Origin of the sequence: Micromonospora hortensis, from assembly GCF_022230935.1 — a bacterium.
Taxonomy (GTDB): domain Bacteria; phylum Actinomycetota; class Actinomycetes; order Mycobacteriales; family Micromonosporaceae; genus Micromonospora; species Micromonospora hortensis.
In genome coordinates this window covers 194,212-215,956 of record NZ_JAKKFE010000001.1, presented here as the reverse complement: position 1 = coordinate 215,956, position 21,745 = coordinate 194,212, and the positions used below count along the sequence as shown (strand labels likewise).

The following is a 21,745-nucleotide window of genomic DNA, read 5'->3' as shown; positions in this document are numbered from 1 at the left end:
ACCGATGCCCCACGCCAACGCCCTGTACGGGCCGCTGGACCCCGCGCCGGACGCCGGCTACGAGGACCCGCCGCCGCGGATGGGGTTCTTCACCGACACCAGCGTCTGCATCGGCTGCAAGGCGTGCGAGGTGGCCTGCAAGGAGTGGAACGGCGTCCCCGAGAGTGGGCTGGACCTGCTGGGCATGTCGTACGACAACACGGGCGCGTTGACAGCGAATTCGTGGCGGCACGTCGCGTTCGTGGAGCAGCCCCGTTCGGCCGGTTGGGCGACTCCGGCGTTCGCGGGGGAGCCGGACGGGCCGGCGATCAGCCCGGTGACGGCGGCGGTCGGCGCGCGTACCAGCACCGACACCGGAACGGACCCCGGCCTGGACACCGGCTCGCCCGCCGTGGCGGCCCGCATGTCGGGCGGCCCGGAGTTTCTGGGGATGCCGGGCGCGCAGCCGCCGGGGAGGGGCTCGGGCGCGGAGGGACGGACGGATTTCCGCTGGCTGATGATGTCGGACGTGTGCAAGCACTGCACCCACGCGGCCTGCCTGGATGTCTGCCCGACAGGTTCGCTGTTCCGGACGGAGTTCGGCACCGTGGTGGTGCAGGAGGACATCTGCAACGGCTGCGGTTACTGCATCTCCGCCTGCCCGTACGGCGTCATCGATCAACGCAAGGACGACGGTCGGGCGTGGAAGTGCACGCTGTGCTACGACCGGTTGGGCGCGGGCATGACCCCGGCGTGCGCGCAGGCGTGTCCGACGGAGTCGATCCAGTACGGGGAACTGGACGAGTTGCGGGAGCGGGCCGCCGCGCGGGTGGCGAAGCTGCACGAGCAGGGCGTGCCGGAGGCGCGGTTGTACGGGCACGACCCGAACGACGGCGTCGGGGGTGACGGCGCGTTCTTCCTGCTGCTCGACGAGCCGGAGGTGTACGGGCTGCCACCGGACCCGATAGTGACCACCCGCGACCTGCCGGCCATGTGGAAGCGTGCCGGCCTGGCGGCGATGACGATGGCGGTCGCCACGGCGGTCGCGTTCCTGGGCAGGCGGCCATGACCCGCGGCGGTGAACAGCTCACGGTGCCGCCGGCCGACTTCGCCTCCTACTACGGCCGACCGGTACTGAAGCCGCCGGTGTGGAAGTACGACATCGCCGGCTACCTGTTCACCGGAGGCCTCGCCGCCGGAAGTGCGCTGATCGGCGCGGGCGCCCAGCTGACCGGACGACAGGGGCTGCGCCAGGTGGGCCGTTGGACCGCCCTCGGCGGCGTCGCCGCCAGCACGTACCTGCTGGTGCACGACCTCGGCCGGCCGGCCCGTTTCCACCACATGCTCCGGGTGGCCAAGGTGACCTCGCCGATGTCGGTGGGCACCTGGATTCTCGCGGCGTTCGGCCCACTGGCCGGTGTGGCAGCGGTCGCCGAGCTCGCACCGCTGCTTCCGCAGCACGGCGTGCTCGGCCTCGCCCGTCGGATCGCACCGCCCATCGGCAACGTCGCCGGCCTGGCCGCCGCGGCCACCGCGCCGGCGCTGGCCACGTACACCGGGGTGCTGCTCGCCGACACGGCGGTGCCGTCCTGGCACGACGCCTACCCGTCGCTGCCGTTCGTCTTCGCCGGCAGCGCGCTCGCCGCCGCGTCCGGGGTCGGACTGATCGCGGCACCGGCCGCGGAGACCGCCCCACTGCGACGACTCGCCCTGGCCGCCGCGGCCATCGAGTTCGGCGGAGGTCACCAGCTGGAGCGGCAGGGCCTCACCAGCGAGCCCTACACGCACGGGCGTAGCGGCCGGCTGGTCAAGGCGGGCCGCGCCCTGCTCGCCGTGGGCGCCGCCACCGCGCTGGTCAGCCGACGTAGCCGAGTCCTGGCGGCGATCTCCGGCGCGGCCCTCGTGGCATCGTCGATCGCCACCCGGTTCGGCGTCTTCGAGGCGGGACGGGTGTCGGCCCGCGATCCGAAGTACACGGTCGTGCCACAACGGGAGCGGCTCGCCCAGAAGCAGTCGGCGACCGGGCTCTGAGCGGATCGACGCAACGGAAGGCGCCCCTGCGAGGGGGTGCCTTCCGTTGCCATGTCAGAGAGGTCTGGCCGGGACGGCCGCCGCAGGTCAGCCGGTGAACAACTTCGCGGCGGTGATGGCGGTCTGCACGATGCCGTACCCGAGGAGCACCGCGACCAGCAGCCACGACAACCAGAGCCGCCCGGTCTGGTTACCGACGCGCGGCGGCGCCGGCGGCTGGCTGTCCCGCCCGAGAGCGACCGGCTCGGTGACGGTGGCCTTCGCCACGGGCGAGGTCGGCCCTCGGTTCGGTTCGTGGAACCGCTCGGGCACGGAACGCACCAGCAGGTTCGCGATGAACCCGATGGCGAGGATGCCGACCATTGTGAACAGCGCGGGCCGGTACGCCGCAGCGGTGAGGGTGCCAGGCTTGCCCTGCGTGTCGAGGATCCCGTTGACGATCAGCGGGCCGGCGACACCCGCGGCCGACCAGGCGGTGAGGATCCGGCCGTGGATGGCCCCGACCTGGAAGGTGCCGAACAGGTCACGCAGGTAGGCGGGCATGGTGGCGAAGCCGCCGCCGTAGAAGGAGATGATCGCGGCGGCGATCAGCACGAAGACAGCGGTAGCGGAGTGCCCGGCCACGGCGAGGAGCAGGTACAGCACCATGCCGACGCCGAGGTAGACCATGTAGATGGGCTTGCGGCCGATGAGGTCCGACGTTGTCGACCAGACGAACCGCCCAGCCATGTTGAACAGTGACAGCACTCCCACGAAACCGGCCGCCGCCGTCACCGAGACCGTGGTGGCGGTCCCGTTGTCCCGGAAGAAGTCCTGGATCATCGGGCTGGCCTGCTCCAGGATGCCGATGCCCGCTGTGACGTTGCAGAACAGCACGATCCACAGCAACCAGAACGACCGGGTACGCACGGCGTTCGACGCGGACACGCTCGCCGTCGTCACCAGAGGCCGGGCGGCGACGCTCGCGGGGTCGAACCCGGCGGGCCGCCAGTCCGGGGCTGGAACCCGGACGTTGAACGGGCCGAACATCATGATCACGAAATAGCCGATGCCGAACGTGACGAAGAGCGCCACGAGGGCATGTCCCGACGCCACGGCGGCCGGGTTGTTGGGGTTGTAGCCGGAGTCGTAGAGGGAGAGCAGTTGGCGCGCGAGCGGGCCGGCGACCAGGGCGCCGCCGCCGAACCCCATGATGGCCAGCCCGGTGGCGAGGCCGGGGCGGTCCGGGAACCACTTGATCAGTGTGGAGACGGGCGAGATGTAGCCGATGCCGAGCCCGATGCCGCCGATGACGCCGTACCCGAGGTAGAGCAGCCAGAGTTGCTGGGTCGCGATGCCGAGCGCGCCGACCAGGAACCCGACGGCCCAGAAGCACGCCGAGACGAACATCGCGCGGCGCGGTCCGTTCCGCTCCACCCAACGGCCACCGACCGCCGCCGACGAGCCCAGCATGACGATGGCGATACTGAAGATCGCCCCGATTGCCGTCTGGCTGACGTCGAAGTGCGCGATGAGGGAGTTCTTGTAGACGCTCGTCGCGTAGACCTGGCCGATGCACACGTGCACGGCCAGTGCCGCGGTCGGGATGAGCCAGCGGCTGTATCCCGGGGGAGCGACAGTGTGCCGAGGATCGAAGACCGACAGCATGGGCATCGTCCACACCTCCTGCGGCTGAGTGGGCCGCGACGTTGCCGAGCTGTCCGACCCGGCAGTTGGCCGAGGGGCGCCGCCGCAGTGGCGGCCCGGCGCACGTCTGGCGTCAGCCGTTGACCGGCTCGATCTCACGTTACGTGGCAGCGGGTTCACACCATGTCGTTACCGAGAAACGCGAAAGCGGGGGCGGGCCAACCGGCCCGCCCCCGCTCTGCTGGCGTACGGCTCAGTGAATCGCGACCTTTGCGGCCGCCTCCTCCTGGGCGCGTCGTTCGTCCCCGCTCAGGGTGTGCAGCGGCTTTTCCTTGATGAACAGCACGACGATCAGCGCGAGCAGCGCGATCGGCGCGCCGACGAGGAAGAGGTCAGCGGTGGCGATGCCGTACACGTCCTGCACGATGCGCAGCACCGGCTCGGGCAGGGTGGACAGGTCGGGCACCTCGGCGGAGCCACCGCCGGCGGTCGCCGCCGGGCCGAGGCGGTCTGCCGTCAGCGAGGTCACCCGACTTGCCAGGACCGCGCCGAGGGCGCTGACCCCGATCGCGCCGCCCATGCTGCGGAAGAACGTCAGCACGGAGGTGGTGGCACCGAGCTCGTGGGCCGGTACGTCGTTCTGCGCGGCGAGCACGAGGTTCTGCATGAGCATGCCGACGCCAACGCCCAGCACGGCCATGTAGATCGACAGCACGAGGACGCTGGTGTTGGCGTCGATGGTGCCCAGCAGCAGCATCCCGACGGTCATCACCGCGGCGCCGGCCACCAGGTACGCCTTCCACCGGCCGTACTTCGTGATGAGTTGGCCCGCCACCGTCGACGAGACGAGCAGACCGAAGATCATCGGAAGGCTCATCAGGCCCGCGACGGTGGGCGACTTGCCCAGCGAGATCTGGAAGTACTGGGACAGGAAGACGGTGCCGCCGAACATCGCGACACCGACCAGCACGCTGGCGATGGTGGCCAGGGAGACAGTGCGGTTGCGGAAGATGCTCAGCGGGACGATCGGCTCCGCCGCCCGCGACTCGACGACCACGGCCAGCGCCAGCAGAACCAGACCGCCGATGACCATCACTGCGGTCCAGCCGGAGGCCCAGTCGAACTTGTTGCCGGCCAGGGACGACCAGATCAGCAGCGTGGAGATGCCCGAGGTGATGAGCAGGGCGCCCAACCAGTCGATCTTCGCCTTGCGGCGGACGACCGGCAGGTGCAGGGTGCGCTGGAGCAGGGCGATGGAGATGATGCTGAACGGGACGCCGATCAGGAAGCACCACCGCCAGCCCAGCCACGACGTGTCGACGAGCAGGCCGCCGATGAGCGGACCGGCGATGGTGCCCACACCGAAGACCGCGCCGAAGATGCCGGCGTAGCGGCCCAGCTCACGCGGCGGGATCATCGCCGCCATGACGATCGTGGCCAGCGCTGTCATGCCGCCGGCGCCGATGCCCTGGACGACCCGGCTGAGCAGCAGGACCTCGACGTTCGGCGTGAAGCCCGCGATGAGTGAACCCACCACGAACAGTCCCAGCGACAACTGGATCAGCAGCTTCTTGCTGTACAGATCGGCCATCTTGCCCCACAGCGGCACCGTCGCCGTCATGGCGAGCAGTTCGCTGGTGACGATCCACGTGTAGACGGTCTGGCTGCCGTTCAGATCCGCGATGATCCGCGGAAGCGCGTTCGCCACCACAGTGGAGGCGAGGATGGACACGAACATGCCGACCATCAGGCCGGAAAGGGCCTGCAGAACCTCCCGACGCGACATGCGCGTGCCGACGGCGGCGGTGTCGGCGGGCGGGACGGTGGTGGTCATTGACGCTCCCTTGTCGGGTTTGTGGCCCAGTGGCTGGCCCCGGAGCTGATGCGGCGGGGCGGGGCGGGGACCTGCGGGTCAGGAGGGGGACGGCGGATCCGGCAGGCCGGCGGCGATCGCGGCGAACGCCTCGTCGACGAAGTCGTGCAGGGGCCGGGCATCGTCGTCGGCGGCCCAGCGCAGCATCGCGGTGCGGAAGGCGGCACCGGCGACAGCGACGACCAGCGGAGGGTGCCCGTGGTCGGGGCCGACGCCGAGGCGGGTGGCGACGACCGCGACCATGGCCTGCTCGGTCGCGCTGTTGCCGGCCACCAGTCGGGGCAGCAGCGCGGGGTTCTGGGCGATGACCGTCAGTCGCAGCCGCCACAACTCCCGGTCGGCCTGGATCGAGTCGACCGACTCGTCGAGGGCGACCCGCACTGCCTGCAACGCTGACACCTGCGCCGGGGCGGCTGCCAGTCGCGCCACGACCGGGTTGCCGTCGAGTGCCGGATCGTCGGTGAGGGCCTCGTCCTTGCAGGTGAAGTAGTTGAAGAAGGTCCGCGAGGACACGTCAGCGGCCTCGCTGATCTCTTCAACAGTGACGTGCTCCAGGCCGCGTTCGGCGACCAGCCGCAACGCGGCGGCGGTCAGCGCGGCGCGCGTCTGCGCCTTCTTGCGGTCGCGACGTCCGGGCGCAGCGTGGTCGGTGTCGGTCACGCCGGCGAGATTAGGAGCGAACTTGCACAGCCTGCAAGTTTTTAGACTGTGAAGTGATCTTCCTGACTCGTGACAGGGACGCAGTCCGAGGGATCCGGTCGTTCGGTGTGGGGCACGACGCCGGTGGTCTCGAGGATGAGCGCGGCGACCAGGTCCGGGTCGTCGCTCATCGGCACGTGCCCGCAACGGGGCAGCGTCACCACCCGTGCCGCCGGCAGGCCGGCCCGGGCGCGCTCGGCCTGGTGGACGCCGAATATCCGGTCACAGTCTCCCCAGCCGATGGTCACCGGCACCGTCGCGTCGGACAGCCGAGGACAGTCGAAGCGATAGTCGCGGGCGGCTCGGGCCACGGCGTTGAAGCCGACCCCGCGTCGCAGGGCGAGCGCGTCGCCCAGCGCGCGCTCGACATCCAGCAGTGTCGGGCGGGCCATCAGCGGCGCGAAGCACAAGGCCCGTAGGTACGCCGAGCGCAGTGCGACCCGCATGACCGGTGTGGGCAGGTACGAGTTGGCCCGCAGCATCCGGAGGATGGCCAGTGCCCGGCGGCGCTCCGCCGCTGTGAAGAAGCCGGCGGGGGAGAAGGCGGTGACCGAGGCGACCGCCCCGGTGGTGGCAAGCTCCAGGGCGATCGCCCCGCCGAGGCTGTAGCCGGCGACGTGCGGACGCTCCAACCCCCACTCGGTCAGCGCCGGCAGGACCCCGGCCACTGTGGCGGCCATGTCGGCGGGCATGCCGGTGCCGGGCACCGGGGAGTTCCCGAAGCCGGGCAGGTCGAGCGCGATCACCTCGTGGTGGGCGGTGAGCCGGTCGAACACCGGCTCCCACGCCTGATGACGGTGACCGATGCCGTGGATGAGCACGAGCGGCTCTCCGCTGCCCGCACGCCGGAAATGAATGCTCATGACCGCTCTCCCACCGACGTCCTGCCGAAGGAACGCCCGAGCTGGCGTACCTCGTCTTCCATCTGGCCGACCATGGTCTGACCGCCGAACCGGGTGATCAACGCGTCCGAGAGGCCGCTCAGCACCACCGGCCGCAGCGCCTGCACCAGGGCGAGCGACCGTGGCACGTACACCTTGCGCTTGCGGCGCTCGATGCCGTGGAGCAGGGCGTCGACGCACTGCTCCACGGGCACGACGGCGGACAGCGGCCACGGCAACCGGCGCAGCGTGGTGCGAAACGACGGCAGGTCGTCACGGATGTCGCGGACCAGGTCGGTGTCGATCCAGATCGGATGCGCCGTGCCGACTGTGACGCCGCGGGAGCGGGTCTCCAGGCGCAGCACGTTGGCGAACTGCTCCACGCCGGCCTTGGACGCGCAGTAGGCGGCCATGCCGGGCATCGCCGTGAAGGCGGCAGCCGACGAGACGATCAGGACGTGGCCGCGGGCGGCGGTGACGTGAGGCAGCGCCGCGCTGACAGTGCGGATCGTGCCGCAGAGGTTCACCTCCACGGTACGGACCAGCGCGTCGACCGGCCCGACGGCGACGGTGCCGAGGTTCGCGATGCCCGCGTTGGCCACGACGACGTCGATGCCGCCGAAGCGGTTGATTGTGGAGGCCACCGCAGTGTCCAACGCCGCCTGATCGGTGACGTCACACTCGTACCAGTGCGCGTCGAGGTCGGCGCTGAGCTGTTCGAGCAGCTCGCCCTCCAGACCGACCAGGGCGACCCGGGCCCCGCGGGCGACGGCCTCGCGGGCCAGTTGCGCCCCGATGCCGCGCGCCGCGCCGGTGATGAGCATGGTCTTGCCCGCCAGGTCAAAGCGCATCGGCGTGCTCCCGCTCCGATTCGTTGGGCGTGCTGCCGGTCGGGGCGATCTGATAGTCGGCCGGGCGGAACCGGCGCAGCCGCATCCGGAAGCTGGTGGCGAAGCCCGGCCAGATGGTGGTGTTGCGACCGGTGGTGTCGAGGTACCAGCTCGAACAGCCGGTCTGCCAGACGGTGCCGGCCATCTTCTGGTCGACCCGCTCGGTCCAGCGCCGTTGCGCCCGCGCGGTGGGCTCGATGGCCTGGATGCCAGTGGCCCGCATGTGACGCAGGGCCGAGAGCACCAGATGTAGCTGCGCCTCGATCATCAGCACCACCGAGGTGTGCCCGAGCCCGGTGTTCGGGCCGAGCAGGAAGAACAGGTTGGGGAAGCCGGCGATGGTAGTGCCCCGGTACGAGTGCATGCTGGGGGTCCACGCGTCGCCCAGGCTGCGCCCGCCCCGACCGTGGATGCGCCGTACGACGGGGGAGTCGGTGACGTGGAAGCCGGTTCCGAGGATGATCGTGTCGGCCTGGTGGTGGACGTCGTCGTCGGTGACGAGACCGTCCGGCACGATCCGGGCGATGCCGGCGGTGACCACGTCGACGTTCGGCCGGGTGAGCGACGGCCAGTAGTCGTTGGAGATCAGCACCCGCTTGCAGCCCATCGCGTAGCGGGGGGTGAGCTTCTCCCGCAGGATCGGGTCGGGAACCTGACGCCGAAGCGTACGCACTGACAGGCGCGAGGCGAGGCGGTTGACCGCGGGGTGCAGGAAGCCCAGACCCATGCTTTCGCGTACCAGATAGAGCCCTGCCCGGGCGGCCCGCTGTGCGCCGGGCACGGTGCGGAACACGGCCTGCTCGACAGCGCTGATCCGGCGCGACATCCTCGGCATGATCCAGGCGGGGGTGCGCTGGAAGAGCGTCAGCTTCTCGACCGTCGGCTGAATCTGTGGCACGAACTGGATGGCTGATGCGCCGGTGCCGATCACCGCGACGCGCCGGTCGGTCAGGTCGTGGTCGTGCCGCCATCGGGCGGAGTGGAACACGGCGCCGGCGAACTCGTCGATCCCGGGCAGGTCGGGGACGGCCGGGTCGCTGAGCGGGCCGGCGGCACAGATCAGGACCCGGGCGCTGTGGTCACCGCCCGAGGTGCGCAGCAGCCAGCGTTGGCGCTGGTCGTCCCACCTCGCCTCGCGCACCTCGTGGCGCAACCGCAACCTCGGGCGTATCCCGAAGCGGTCGACGCAGCCGCGCAGATAGTCCCAGATCTCGGGCTGGCTGGAGAACGTGTTCGACCAGCCGGGGTTGGGGGCGAAGGAGAACGAGTAGAGGTGTGACGGGACATCGCAGGCACAGCCGGGGTAGCTGTTGTCACGCCAGGTGCCGCCGACGTCCGCTCCCCGGTCGAAGACGAGGAAGTCGCTGAAGCCGGCCCGCTGGAGGCGGATGGCGGCGCCCAGGCCACCGAAGCCGGCGCCGATGATGGCAACGTCTGTCTCCATTCACTCCTCCGTGAGCTCGGGCGCGCGAGTCGGGTCGGCCACTGGCGGCCAGGGCGGATCGCCCACACCGGTGATCCGTACGCCGCCCCACGGATCGACCTCGGCCAGTCGGGCCGCCCGGACGCGGTCGGCGATGCGCACCTCGACGTCGCGCCGGCCGGAGCGCAGCAGGTGGGCCACTCGTGGCTCGGGCTCGATGCGTCCGCCCCAGTGGAAGCGGCCGTCGACCGGCTCCCACCGCCCGCTGAGGTGCACCCGGACCGCGCTGCCCTCGACACCCGCCGGGCCGTGGTAGCTCACGGCACGATCCGCTCGTGGGCGCGGGTCAGCTCGTGCGGCAGGTCGGCGCTGGCCCGTACCCCCTCGATGCCACTCCACAGCAGAGCGGTCAGGTAGTCGGTGAGGGCGGCCCGGCTGATCGGCTGGCCGTGCGTGGTCCACCAGTCGCCGACCGCCTGCACGAAGCCCACCAGGCCGTACGCCCAGGGTTCGGCGGGACCGGCGTCCAGGCCCAGCGTGCGGAGCCGGTCGCCGATCACCCGGGCGAGCCCGGCGGCCACCTGCCGGCTGGTGCCGGCGATCACCTGGTGGATGCCGGGGTCGCCGGACTGGTGTATCAGGAACCGGTAGAGCCTCGGCTCCGACTCGATCACGCCCAGGTAGGCGTCGATCGTCGCCTCGACCAGGCCACGTTCCTCGCGGACCTGTTCGATGGCGGGCGCGATGGTGTCGACCATCCGGGCCGCTACCACCTCGCTGACAGCGACCCAGAGCTGCGACTTGTCGGCGAAGTAGCGGTACAGGACCGGTTTGCTGACGCCCGCGGCGGCGGCCACCTGTTCCATGTCGACCTCCGGCCCGTGCCGCAGCAGCGCCTGCACGGCGGCACCGACCAACTGCTGCCGTCGTTGCTCGCGATGGTCTGCCCAGCGGTCTCGGCGGCCGTTGCCCTTCGCCTTCGGACTGCCGTCGGGGGGCGTGGCCGGCGGGTCGGATGCATTGACATCGGTGAGCGGCAATTGCATGCTACTACTCGTAACAGTTACTGGTCGTCACGTCAATATGGAGGAGCCATGGAGGCGGCGGAAACCGGGCGTGCGGCAATCGCCGAGCGACTGCTCACGTCCTCACTGCGGACCAGCTACGACCCCGCCGTGGAGATCGACTGGGACGCCCCGCACACCCCCGGCGCCTACTGGCTCCCGCCGCGGCGCAGCAGCCTCTACGGCACGGCGCTGTGGGAGCAGCTCAGCGAGGAGCAGCGCGTCGAGCTGACCAAACACGAGGTGGCCAGCGCGGCCAGCGCCGGGCTGTGGTTCGAGACGATCCTCATGCAGATGCTGATCCGGGAGTACTACCGCGCCGACCCGACCAGCCGGCAGGCCCAGTACGCGTTGACCGAGGTCGCCGACGAGTGCCGGCACTCGATCATGTTCGGCCGGCTGATCGAGGCGATGGGTTGTCCGGTCTACCGCGCCAGCGCTGTGGACCACCACCTCGGGCGTTTCCTCAAGGCCACCGCCAGCGGCCCTCGGATGTACGCCGCGATCCTCATCGCGGAGGAGATCCTCGACGCGTTCCAGCGCGAGATCATGGCGGACGAGTCGCTCCAGCCGCTCATCCGGATGGTCTCCCGCATCCACGTGGTGGAGGAGGCGCGACATGTCCGTTTCGCCCGCGAGGAACTGGCGCACGCGGTCGCGGCCACCGGTCCGGTCGGCATGGCGTACGCCCGACTGTTGGTCGGTCGCGCCGCCTCCACGATCGCCAACCGCCTGATCCATCCCGACGTGTACGCGGCGGTGGGCATTCCGCCGGCGGTCGGTCGGGCCGCTGCCCGCGCCAACCCGCACTGGCGTGCCACCCTGCGCTGGTCCGCGGCGCGGGTGCACGCCAACCTGGCGGACGTTGGCCTGGTGGCGGGGCCGGGGCGTCTGCTGTGGGCCCGGGCCGGGCTGATCTGACCGTTGTCCCTCACGGGGCGGCATGGGGCGGGCCGTCCCGGCCGGACCCCACGCCGCCCGTGTGGCTCACTCGCTGCGGGCGAAGCCACCCTTCGGCGCGATGATCTCCAGGTTCGTCCCGTCCGGGTCGTTGAAGTACGCGACCTCGGTGCCGACCGCCGCTGGCGGCTCTACCTCGCCCGACGCGAACGTGTACGGCTGTCCGAGGAACTCGAACCCGGCCTCGCTCATCCGGTCGTAGACCGCGCGCACGTCGTCCACGTGGAAGCACAGGTGCATCGAGCCGGGCCGGTTGGCCGCCACCTGGGCGGCGTCGCCGACCGGCTCCTGGAACTGGATCAGGTCGATCCCGAGGTTGTCGAGGTTGAACGTGGCGTACCGCAGCTTCGTCGTCGGCAACCCCTGTGACTGCGCGAAACCGGCGCCGTGCATGCTCTCGTCCCGAACGACCGGTTCCGCGCCGAGCAGGGCCTGGTAGAACGCGACCGAGCGGTCGAGGTCACTCACCGCGATCCCGACGTGCGCGGCCTTCTTCAGCCCGATGGACACGGTCGAGGGATTGGGGAATGCCATCCTGAATCTCCTTACCAGCGCTCTTCGTCGCCTGTGTTGGTGCTGATCTTCCTGGCGTACCCAGGGCGAGATCAGTTCATGCGACGTCGCTGTCAGGCCCGCTCGACCCGCGCCTGCTGGTGATCGGTCAGCCGCAGCCCCACCCCGCGAACGACATCGATGGTGGCCCCGGTGCCCAGGTCGTGCAGCTTGCGGCGCAGCCGCTTGACCAGCGACTGCACGTCCGCCTTGCGTTCGCGCCCCTCGTCACCCCAGACCGACCGGTGCAGCTCGGCGTAGCTCCAGACCCGGGCCGGCTCGGTGATCAGGCAGGTCAGCAGGTCGTGTTCCAGGCGGGTGAGGTCGATCTCACGTTCCCCGCAGCGGGCGCTGGAGCGGGCCGAGTCGATCACCAGGGCGGCGACCGGCGTCGGCTCGGACGGGACGGCCACCTGCTGCGGTGCGGCGATCAGCCGGCGCAGCTCGTCGAGGTCGGCGACCAGCAGCAGCGGTGCGATGCCGTCGAGAAGCTCCGCGAGCCGGATGCGCTCGGCCGGCGACGGGGTCACCGCGATCAGCAGCGGGAACGGCTCGTCGGCCGGATCACCCCTGTTCACCGTTGCCTCGTCCTCGGCCACCGCACCACCCGGGATCGATGGGCATCCCTGCCCAGCTCTCGTCACGGTTCTGACAATGATTGGCAAGCGTGCCGCCAGCCGGGGCAACTCTTAGCGACAAGTTGCTCACGGCAAGTTCTTGATCGTCCGTTCTTCTCGATCATAGTGTCCACTCGGGCAACCGGCGTGACCCGCGCGGTGCATGGGGGAGGTCCACCATGGCCCATTACACCCTGGGTCGTTCTGAGGGAGGCAGCACCGATGTTCAGACGTCCACAATGGCGGCGCGCGGCCAGATCTTTGGTGAGCGCCGGCGCGGCGACGATCCTCGCCGCGACATGCTTGGCCACGATCAGCTCGGGCGCGCAGGCCGCGCCGGGCGGTGCGATGGGGGCGGGCGCCCAGACCGGGGACAAGATCCGACCGGAGCTCGCCAAGCAACTCCAGGCCAAGAGTGAAGGGGACTTCTGGATCCGGTTCAAGGACCGGGCGGACCTGAGCAAGGCCAGCGCCATCAAGGACTGGTCGAAGCGTGGCACGGCGGTGGCGGACGCGCTGCGCAAGACCGCCGCCGCGAGCCAGGGCAAGATCCGGGCCGACCTCGACAGCTCGGGTACCAAATACCAGACCTTCTGGGCCACCAACGCCATCAAGGTGAACAGCGGTTCGCTGGCGATGGCCCAGAAGTTCGCCGGGCACTCGGAGGTCGAGGGCCTCTACGCGCCGGTCGCGTACAAGGTGCCGGAGACGACCAAGGGCACCGACGAGAAGACAGTGAACGCCCTGGAGTGGGGCATCGCCAACATCAACGCCGACGACGTGTGGTCCCAGTACGGCGTCAAGGGCGAGGGCATCACCGTCGCGAACATCGACACCGGGGTCCAGTTCAACCACCCGGCGCTGGTGAACGCCTACCGGGGCAACAACGGCGACGGGACGTTCGACCACAACTACAACTGGTTCAACGCCGCAAACGCCACCGGGGCCTGCGCCACCGCCCCGTGCGACGGCGACGGCCACGGTACGCACACGATGGGCACCATGGCCGGCTCCGACGGCGCGAACCAGATCGGTGTCGCCCCCGGGGTCAAGTGGATCGCGGCGAACGGTTGCTGCCCCAGTGACGCCGCTCTGGTCGAATCCGGTCAGTGGATGCTCGAACCGCTGGACCTCAACGGTCAGAACGCGGACGCGAGCAAGCGCCCCAACATCATCAACAACTCCTGGGGCACCCAGGATCCGTCCAACGAGCCGTTCATGGAGGACGTGACGAACGCCTGGACCGCGTCCGGGATCTTCGGCGCCTGGTCCAACGGCAACAGCGGGCCGGCCTGCCAGACCAGTGGCTCGCCGGGCAGCCTCGTCAGCAACTACTCGACCGGCGCGTACGACAGCAACAACAACGTCGCCGGCTTCTCTGCCCGCGGCGCCGGTCAGAACGGCGAGATCAAGCCCAACATCTCGGCCCCGGGCGTGAACGTCCGGTCGAGCATCCCGGGCAGCGCCTACGGCAGCATCAGCGGCACCTCGATGGCCTCACCGCACCTCGCGGGCGCGATCGCGCTGCTGTACTCGGCCGCGCCGTCGCTGGTCGGCGACGTCAACGCGACCCGCGCGCTACTCAACGGCGCCGCGATCGACAAGGCCGACGACCAGTGCGGCGGCACCGCCGCCGACAACAACGTCTACGGCGAAGGCCGACTGGACGCCCTCGCGTTGCTCAACGCCGCCCCGACCGGCGACATCGGCACGCTGACCGGCACTGTCACCGACGCGACCTCCGGTGCCCCGATCGCCGGCGCGACGCTGACGCTCACCGGCGCGTCCGAGCGTGAGCTGACCACCGGTGCCGACGGCACGTTCTCCAGCCAACTCCCCATCGGCGATTACCAGGTCGCCGTCGCGGCGTTCGGGTACGCCAGCACCACCAAGACGGCAACGGTCGCCAAGGGCGCCACCACGACGCTCAACGTCGCCCTCACGGCGGTGCCGAGTGTCAACGTCACCGGAGCGGTCACCGACGGCTCCGGCCACGGCTGGCCGTTGTACGCGAAGGTGACAGTGACCGGCGTGTCCGGTGTCTACGACTACACCACCCCGTCGAACGGCCGCTACAGCATCAAGCTGCCGGCCGGGCAGACGTACACCCTGAGGTACGAGCCGCAGTACCCGGGCTACCAGACCGTCACCAAGGAGGTCGTGGTCGGCTCGGGAAACGCCACCGCCAATGTCGCCGTGCCGGTGGACAGCAGCGTCTGCACCACCGCGCCGGGGTACACGACCGGCTCCGACGGTGAGTACGAGACCTTCGACGCCACGACCACGCCGGCCGGCTGGACAGTCGTCGACAACGCGGGCAGCGGTCAGGTCTGGACGTTCACCGACGACGGCGACCGGGGCAACCTGACCGGCGGCACCGGCAACTTCGCGATGATCGACAGCGACAACTACGGTGCCGGCACCAGCCAGGACACCTCCCTGGTCAGCCCGGTGGTCGACCTGACCAGCGTCACGGCCCCGGTCATCCGGTTCAACCAGGACTTCAACCAGCTCAACGACGACACCGCCGACGTGGACCTGAGCATCGACGGCGGTGCCACCTGGACCAACGTGCTCCGGCAGGAGACCGACGTCCGGGGACCGAAGCTGACCGAGATTCCGATCCCGCAGGCGGCCGGCCAGGCGCAGGTGCAGGTTCGGTTCCACTACTACGACGCCTCGTACGAGTGGTGGTGGGAGGTCGACAACGTCCTGATCGGCAGCCAGGTCACCTGCGTGCCGGTCGACGGCGGTCTGGTCGTCGGCAACGTCCGCGACAAGAACGACGACAGCTACGTCAACGGCGCTACCGTCACCAGCAAGGACCGGCCCGCCGAGAAGGCCGTCACAGTGGCGACCCCGGACGACCCGGGGCTGGCCGACGGTTTCTACTGGATCTACTCGTCGCTCACCGGCGAGCACCCGTTCACGGCGACCGCCGGCAACTACGTCAGCCAGACCAAGCCTGTCGACGTCGAGGCCGACTGGGCGACCACCGCGAACTTCCAGCTCGCGGCCGGTCGACTGGCGGTGACGCCGACGCAGCTGAGCGCGACGCTCCAGATGCCCAACGGCAAGACCAGCAAGTCGTTCACGGTGACCAACACCGGCGGCGCGCCGGTCGAGGTCAAGTTCGGTGAGCGGGACAACGGGTTCGAACTCCTGCGGGCGGACGGCTCAAAGGTCACCCGCCAGCAGGTGCTCGGGTCCAGCGGCGCGCCGGAGCAGCGGCTCACCGTACCGACGTCGTTCGCCGCCAAGGCGTCCGGCAAGGAGGCCAAGGCCGCTGCCGCGGCGGTCGGCCCGCAGGCGGCGCCGTGGACCGACATCGCCAACTACCCGGCCACGATCATGGACAACCGGGTGGTGAACCTGGACGGCAAGGTGTATTCGCTCGGTGGCGGAGACGGTGAGGCCTCCACCACCAAGAACTACGCCTACGACCCGGCCGCGCAGACCTGGACGGCTATCGCCGACCTTCCCGGCGCTCGCAACGCAGTGACAGCGGGCGTGGTGAACGGCAAGATCATTGTCAGCGGCGGCTGGGGCGACGCCGGCCCGGACTCCGCCACCTGGTCCTACGACCCGGGGGCCAACACCTGGACGGAGCTTGCCGACAACCCGGCACCGCGGGCCGCGGCCGGTCAGGCCGTCGTCGACGGCAAGCTGTACGCGGTCGGTGGCTGCACGACGGCGGCCTGTCTGCCGATGTCGAACAGCGTCGTCCGGTACGACCCGACCGCTGACACGTGGGAGACGATGGCCAACTACCCGAAGTCGGTGGCCTTCGCCTCCTGCGGCGGGATCGACGGCGTCCTCTACTGCACCGGCGGCAACGACGGTTCCGTCGCGCAGAAGTCCAGCTACGCCTTCGACCCGGGTGCCAACACCTGGACCGCCGTCGCCGACGCGCCGGCCGACAACTGGGCCAGCTCGTACGCCGTCGCCAGCGGCAAGCTCCTCGTCGTCGGTGGCTCGCAGGGTGGGGCCATCAGCAACGCCGGCTTCGCCTTCGACCCGGCCGCCGGTTCGTGGTCCAACCTGCCCAACTCCAACACCGCGCGGTACCGCGGCGGCGCGGCGTGCGGCTTCTACAAGATCGGCGGCTCGTCCGGCAGCTTCAACGCGGCTCCGGACAGCGAGGTGCTCCCGGGCTTCGAGGGATGCTCCGAGTCGGCGGCCGACGTCAGCTGGATGACCATCGACAAGTCGGCGGTCACCCTCGCACCGGGTGCGAAGGCCACTGTCACCGTCGGTCTGACGGCGAACGTGGACCAGCCGGGCACCTACTCCGGCGCGGTCGCGATCTCCGAGAACACCCCGTACTCGGTGGCGCCGGTCGCGGTGACCATGACCGCGAACCCCCCGAAGACCTGGGGCAAGCTCATGGGTACGGTCACCGGCACCAGCTGCCAGGGTGCGACAGCGCCGCTCACCGGCGCGGTCGTGCAGGTCGACTCGTGGGCGGCGTCGTACACCTTCGCCACCGACGCGGAGGGCAAGTACGCCTACTGGGTGGACCGCCGCAACAACCCGCTCACGATGATCGTGGCCAAGGACGGCTGGAAGCCGCAGACCCGTCAGACCAGGATCGACACCGCCACTCCGACGGTGGAGAACTTCGGGTTGGCGCCCATCAAGTGCTGACGCCTGAGCACTAGCCGAAGAGATCCGGCCCGCCTGGTCCCCGACCAGGCGGGCCGGACCGCGTCCGGGGTGATCAGACGGGAGCGAGCCGGAAGCCGACGCCGCGTACCGAGTGGATCGTCGCCGTGGCGTTGAGACTGGCGAGCTTGCCACGCACCCGGCGGATCACCGAGTGCATGTCGGAGCCCCGGCCGAGGTGCCGGTTGCCCCAGACCTCGAGGTGCAGGCGCTCGTAGGTCCAGACCTGACCGGGCGCGTGCACCAGGCAGAGCAGGACGTCGTGCTCCAGCCGGGTCAGGTCGATCTCCTGGTCGCGCCAGCGCAGCACCCGGCGGTCGGAGTCGACGGCCAGATCCGGTGGTGGTGGCTGTGGGCTCGGCGCCACCTCGGCGAGCGCCACAGCGGTCGGGGGAGCCGGGGCGGGAGGTGCCTCGACCACCCCGAGGAACTCTCGTGCCTGGTCGACTGTCGAGACGATCAGGAAGGCGTCACTGCCGCCGAGCAGCCGGGCCAGATGTCGCCGCTCGGCCGGCGAGGATGCGATGCCGATGACCAGGCTGGCCACTGGAATTCCCTGCATGTGCCAACACCTTCCGGTTCCCCAACTCACTCCGGATGGATTTTTCGCGCCGCCGACCGAAACATCGATCGGCGTCCTGACCCTAGTGGTGGCTGATCTCGGCTGGGTAAAACATAGTTGCATGTAAGCATGTGAATCCCACGGCGCCGTTCAGCCCACCCGGCTCCACCGCCGACGATCCGCTTTTCCGGAAGCGGTGGGGGTGGTTGTGACAGAACCAAGACAATCCGAGCATGGGGTACGGACCTTCCGGGGCGAGCATGGTCGCCATGTCCATCGGATCGTTGTACTCCGTCGGGCGGTCGACGCCCGGTCCGGCGCGACCGCTACCCCACGCCCGCGCGGCGGTGCCGCTGGGGCTTCGACTGCTCGTGGCGGCGCTGTCCGGTCTCGTTGCCCTGACCCTCACCGCCGCCGTCTTCGTGCGGACGTACCCCGGGCAGTGGCTGGACGGCGTGCTCCTGCCGCGCGCCGAGCGAGGCGGAGGGTACGAGCAGTCGACAGTGCTGGTGGGCCCCGCCAAGAGCGTGCTGGCCACCTTCGGTAGCCCGAGCCTCATCGCGGCCCTGCTCGGTGTGGTGCTGCTGGTGGGTGTGCTCCGCCGGCGGCTGGTGGCGGGGGTCGTCGGTGTGGGCCTTGTCGTCTGCGCGGTGCTGCTGGCCGGCGCGGTGAAATCGGAGCTGCCCCGCCCGGATCTCCAGATCCTGAGCTCCACCACTCACAACAGCTTCCCCAGCGGCCATGTCGCGGCGGCGACCGCCCTGCTACTGGCGTTCATGCTGGTCCTGCCCGGGTGGGCCCGGCGCTGGCTGGCGGCGCCGGGCGCGGCGGGTGTCTCGGTGATCGCCTCCGCCACGATGATCGCGGGCTGGCACCGGTTCAGCGACGTGCTCGGTGGCGTACTGCTGGGGGTGACAGTGTTCTGCCTGGCGGCGGCAGCGTTGGCAACCTGGTCCGACGGCCGCGACACGACCGGGGGTTCGGACGGTGGCAGCCTCTGGCGCAGGCTGGCCGAGGCGGGGGTCGGGCTGGTCGTCCTGGTCTGGGCGCTGCTGGTGGTTGTTCCCGGTCTGGCCGCGTCGGTGCAGCGCGGCCTGTTGATCGCCATTGTGGCCGCGGCCGCGTCGACGATGTTCCTGGTGGGCGCTGTGGTGTTCCTGGTGCGTTCGACGGATTTCGCGGTGCCGCTCTCCCCGCGGAGCCCCACGCAGCCACCGCCAGCGACCGAAACCCGAAAGATCTCATGATGGGATACTTGACGACATGTCCCAGGTGCTGTTGATCGAAGACCACCAGACGGTGCGCGACGGACTGCAGTTGGCGCTCACCCGACAGGGCCACACCGTGCATGCCGTGGGCACCGGTGAGCAGGGGTTGGAGCGGCTGCGCACGACCCCGTCCGATGTCGTGGTCCTCGATCTCATGCTGCCCGGGATGGACGGGTTCGAGGTCTGCCGCCGGATCCGGCAGCTCGGCGACCTGCCGATCATCATGCTCACCGCCCGCAACGACGACATGGACGTGGTCGCGGGCCTGGAGGCTGGCGCCGACGACTACGTGGTCAAGCCCGTGCAGGCCCGGGTGCTGGAGGCGCGCATCCGCGCGGTGCTGCGCCGGACCGGTGGCGACTCGCGGCGCGGCGGCGAGCGGACCGGCCTGGAACAGCACGGTGAGTTGACCATCGACCGGGCCGCGCTGGTGGTCAGCAAGGACGGGACGCCGGTCAGCCTCGCCCCGACGGAGCTGCGGCTGCTGCTCGAACTCTCGCACACGCCGGGCCAGGTTCTCAGCCGCCAGCAACTGCTGGAGGCCGTCTGGGAGCACGGCTATCTCGGCGACTCGCGACTCGTGGACGCGTGCGTCCAGCGGGTACGCGCCAAGATCGAGGCCGATTCGTCGGCACCGGTCTACATCCAGACCGTGCGTGGTTTCGGATACCGGTTCGGGCCGCTGTGACACAGTGGCGCCGGGTCGGCGCATGGGTCTCGGGTCTACGGGTCCGGCTCGTCCTGGCGTTCGCGCTGCTCGGCGTGACCACGACGGTGGCGGTGGCTGGTGGCAGCTACTTCCAGGCTCGGACCGTCATCCTCCAGCAGGCGCAGGACGCCGCGGTGATGTCGCTGACCGACCAGCTCACCAAGGTCTACCCGATCGCCCAGCTGCCGCCGACCCAGGACGACCTCGAAGTGTTGGCCCAGCGCCTCAGCGACCGGGAGAGCTTCGCTGTGGTCGTGTACCGGGACATGCGGGCACAGGGCGGCTCCGAACTCGCCGACCCACTCACCCCCGAGCTGCGGCAGGAGGTCCGTGACGGTCGCATCGCCTGGCAGCGGGTCTCACTCGCCGGGGAGCCCGCGCTGCTCATCGGTACCCAGTTGGCGCTGGAGCGCCCGGACGGCACGTCCCGCCCGTCCGGGGTGGAGGTCTACTCGGTGCGCAATCTCGTGCCCGAGCAGCAGAGCATCGACCAGCTCGCCACCAGGGCGTGGTGGACCGGCGGGTTGTCCCTGATCCTCGCCGTCCTGCTGGCCCTGCTGTCCGCCCGCGGCGTCCTGCGACCCGTCCGCGACCTCAGCCGGGCGGCGCGCCGCCTCGGTGAGGGCGACCTGAGCACCCGGCTGACGGTCCGGGGCGCCGACGAGCTGGCGGATGTGGCACGGACCTTCAACGACACCGCGGGCACGCTGGAGCGGCAGGTCGGCGAGCTGCGGCGGTTGGAATCCGACGCCCGGCGCTTCGTTGCCGACGTCTCGCACGAACTCCGGACGCCGCTGGCCGCGATGACGGCGGTCACCGACGTGCTCGACGAGGAGGCGGAACACCTGCCAGGGGACGCGGGCCGAGCCGCACGGCTGGTCAGCCAGGAGACGCAGAACCTCACCCAACTGGTCAACGACCTCATCGAGATCAGCAGGTTCGACTCCGGCACCGCGCGGCTGGCCCTGGACGACGTGGACGTGGCCGCGGCGGTGACAGCGACCCTGCGGATCCGCGGCTGGCTGGGCCGGGTACGAACGGAGTTGCCACCCGGCATCGTGGCCCGACTCGACCCCCGCCGACTGGACGTCATCGTCGCCAACCTGGTCGGCAACGCCTTCCGGCACGGTGCCGAGCCGGTGTCGGTGCGACTCGGCGCCGACCCGGACTGGGTCACCATCGAGGTGGCCGACCGGGGGCCCGGACTGGACGCGGAGGTGTTGCCGCACGTCTTCGACCGCCTCTACAAGGCCGACACCGCGCGAACCCGCTCCGAGGGCAGCGGCCTCGGCCTCGCCATCTCCTGGGAGAACGCGCGGCTGCACCGCCACGGCGAGCGTCGGGGGAGTCTCGTCGCGAGCAACGGCACCCACGGCGGCGCGGTGTTCACCCTCCGCCTGCCCCGCGAAACGGCGGACACCGGAGGTGCGCGGTGACCGGCCGACGAACGGGCCGCGCACTGCTCGCCGGCGGACTGCTCCTGACGCTGCTCGCGGCGGGCTGTGGGGTACAACCCAGCGCTGTCATCACCGGTCGCCCGCCGATCAGCGGCCCCGCCCAGGGCACCTGGCTCTACCTGCTCGGGCAGGGCGAACTGGTGCTGGTTCTCCGCCCGGTCAACACGGCCCCGTCGCCCGCCGCCGCGCTCTCGCTGCTCGCGGCCGGTCCGCAGGAGAACGAACGCGCCCAGGATTTCACCAGCGACGTTCCGGCCGGCCTCGACCCGGTCACCGTCACGGCGGGAGCCGGTCAGGCCGGTGACCTCACGGTGCGGGCGAACATCGCCGCGCAGGCGTTGTCAGCGCACGCGGTCGACCAGATCATCTGCACGACGGTCGCCGCCGCGGCGCAGGTCAGCGCGACGAACACCGCCACCACCGTCGCCATCGTCGGGTCGGACGGCGCCCGAGGGCCCCGGGCGTGCCCGATCAGGTGACCGGGCACCA

Annotated in this window: 19 protein-coding genes; 8 read left to right on the top strand and 11 right to left on the bottom strand. The window is 70.4% G+C overall.

The genetic code is table 11. The features are described from left to right. Nucleotides 1-4: 4 nt before the first annotated feature. A complete protein-coding gene (locus NIE111_RS00900; RefSeq protein WP_238682564.1) occupies nt 5-1,048 on the top strand; it encodes a 4Fe-4S dicluster domain-containing protein in 1,044 nt (347 codons plus the stop codon). Continuing rightward, nucleotides 1,045-2,010: an NrfD/PsrC family molybdoenzyme membrane anchor subunit gene (nrfD, locus tag NIE111_RS00895; protein ID WP_238682563.1), complete on the top strand. Its 966-nt coding sequence runs from the start codon at nt 1,045-1,047 to the stop codon at nt 2,008-2,010. Before NIE111_RS00900 ends, nrfD begins: the two co-directional genes overlap by 4 nt. A gap of 87 nt (nt 2,011-2,097) precedes the next feature. Here nrfD and NIE111_RS00890 read toward each other — a convergent pair whose 3' ends face one another. The 8 genes from NIE111_RS00890 to NIE111_RS00855 all read right to left on the bottom strand — a co-directional run bounded on the left by NIE111_RS00890 (nt 2,098) and on the right by NIE111_RS00855 (nt 10,448). Further along, nucleotides 2,098-3,657: an OFA family MFS transporter gene (locus tag NIE111_RS00890; RefSeq protein WP_238682613.1), complete on the bottom strand. Its 1,560-nt coding sequence runs from the start codon at nt 3,655-3,657 to the stop codon at nt 2,098-2,100. Between the two features lie 232 nt (nt 3,658-3,889). Next, nucleotides 3,890-5,470: an MDR family MFS transporter gene (locus NIE111_RS00885; protein ID WP_238682562.1), complete on the bottom strand. Its 1,581-nt coding sequence runs from the start codon at nt 5,468-5,470 to the stop codon at nt 3,890-3,892. A 78-nt stretch (nt 5,471-5,548) separates the two neighbouring features. Continuing rightward, nucleotides 5,549-6,169 carry an acyl-CoA-like ligand-binding transcription factor gene (locus NIE111_RS00880; RefSeq protein WP_238682561.1) on the bottom strand — a complete coding sequence of 207 codons (621 nt, stop codon included), beginning with the start codon at nt 6,167-6,169 and terminating at the stop codon, nt 5,549-5,551. A 41-nt stretch (nt 6,170-6,210) separates the two neighbouring features. Beyond that, nucleotides 6,211-7,071, bottom strand: coding sequence for an alpha/beta fold hydrolase (locus tag NIE111_RS00875; protein ID WP_238682560.1), 861 nt, complete (start codon nt 7,069-7,071; stop codon nt 6,211-6,213). Next, a complete protein-coding gene (locus tag NIE111_RS00870) occupies nt 7,068-7,940 on the bottom strand; it encodes an SDR family oxidoreductase (RefSeq protein ID WP_238682559.1) in 873 nt (290 codons plus the stop codon). Before NIE111_RS00870 ends, NIE111_RS00875 begins: the two co-directional genes overlap by 4 nt. Then, nucleotides 7,930-9,423 carry a flavin-containing monooxygenase gene (locus NIE111_RS00865; protein ID WP_238682558.1) on the bottom strand — a complete coding sequence of 498 codons (1,494 nt, stop codon included), beginning with the start codon at nt 9,421-9,423 and terminating at the stop codon, nt 7,930-7,932. Before NIE111_RS00865 ends, NIE111_RS00870 begins: the two co-directional genes overlap by 11 nt. After that, the gene (locus tag NIE111_RS00860; RefSeq protein ID WP_238682557.1) at nt 9,424-9,723 is read right to left on the bottom strand and encodes a DUF4873 domain-containing protein; all 300 of its coding nucleotides are present in this window, start codon (nt 9,721-9,723) and stop codon (nt 9,424-9,426) included. Next, a complete protein-coding gene (locus NIE111_RS00855; protein ID WP_238682556.1) occupies nt 9,720-10,448 on the bottom strand; it encodes a TetR family transcriptional regulator in 729 nt (242 codons plus the stop codon). The genes NIE111_RS00860 and NIE111_RS00855 overlap by 4 nt, the downstream gene beginning before the upstream one ends. A 48-nt stretch (nt 10,449-10,496) precedes the next feature. On the opposite strand from NIE111_RS00855, the gene NIE111_RS00850 reads away from it, so the two are divergent. Then, complete coding sequence (locus NIE111_RS00850; protein ID WP_238682555.1) at nt 10,497-11,387, top strand: AurF N-oxygenase family protein; 891 nt, start codon at nt 10,497-10,499, stop codon at nt 11,385-11,387. 66 nt (nt 11,388-11,453) lie between these two features. On the opposite strand, the gene NIE111_RS00845 is transcribed toward NIE111_RS00850, so the two are convergent. Together NIE111_RS00845 and NIE111_RS00840 are read right to left on the bottom strand one after the other, a co-directional pair. Further along, nucleotides 11,454-11,960 carry a VOC family protein gene (locus tag NIE111_RS00845; protein ID WP_238682554.1) on the bottom strand — a complete coding sequence of 169 codons (507 nt, stop codon included), beginning with the start codon at nt 11,958-11,960 and terminating at the stop codon, nt 11,454-11,456. A gap of 92 nt (nt 11,961-12,052) precedes the next feature. Beyond that, nucleotides 12,053-12,577, bottom strand: coding sequence for a winged helix-turn-helix domain-containing protein (locus tag NIE111_RS00840; RefSeq protein WP_238682553.1), 525 nt, complete (start codon nt 12,575-12,577; stop codon nt 12,053-12,055). A 321-nt stretch (nt 12,578-12,898) separates the two neighbouring features. Between NIE111_RS00840 and NIE111_RS00835 the strand changes: the two genes are divergently transcribed. Further along, complete coding sequence (locus tag NIE111_RS00835) at nt 12,899-17,242, top strand: S8 family serine peptidase (RefSeq protein WP_238682552.1); 4,344 nt, start codon at nt 12,899-12,901, stop codon at nt 17,240-17,242. 73 nt (nt 17,243-17,315) lie between these two features. On the opposite strand, the gene NIE111_RS00830 is transcribed toward NIE111_RS00835, so the two are convergent. After that, a complete protein-coding gene (locus tag NIE111_RS00830) occupies nt 17,316-17,822 on the bottom strand; it encodes a winged helix-turn-helix domain-containing protein (protein ID WP_238682551.1) in 507 nt (168 codons plus the stop codon). 233 nt (nt 17,823-18,055) lie between these two features. On the opposite strand from NIE111_RS00830, the gene NIE111_RS00825 reads away from it, so the two are divergent. From NIE111_RS00825 to NIE111_RS00810, 4 genes are read left to right on the top strand one after another with little or no spacing between them, the layout of a single operon-like run. Beyond that, on the top strand, nt 18,056-19,069 hold the full coding sequence (locus NIE111_RS00825; RefSeq protein ID WP_238682550.1) for a phosphatase PAP2 family protein: 1,014 nt from the start codon (nt 18,056-18,058) through the stop codon (nt 19,067-19,069). A 16-nt stretch (nt 19,070-19,085) separates the two neighbouring features. Then, on the top strand, nt 19,086-19,778 hold the full coding sequence (locus NIE111_RS00820) for a response regulator (protein ID WP_238682549.1): 693 nt from the start codon (nt 19,086-19,088) through the stop codon (nt 19,776-19,778). Continuing rightward, nucleotides 19,775-21,235 (top strand): ATP-binding protein, encoded by a 1,461-nt coding sequence (locus tag NIE111_RS00815; protein ID WP_238682548.1) that lies wholly within the window; start codon nt 19,775-19,777, stop codon nt 21,233-21,235. Before NIE111_RS00820 ends, NIE111_RS00815 begins: the two co-directional genes overlap by 4 nt. After that, on the top strand, nt 21,232-21,735 hold the full coding sequence (locus NIE111_RS00810) for a hypothetical protein (RefSeq protein WP_238682547.1): 504 nt from the start codon (nt 21,232-21,234) through the stop codon (nt 21,733-21,735). The genes NIE111_RS00815 and NIE111_RS00810 overlap by 4 nt, the downstream gene beginning before the upstream one ends. Nucleotides 21,736-21,745: the final 10 nt, after the last annotated feature.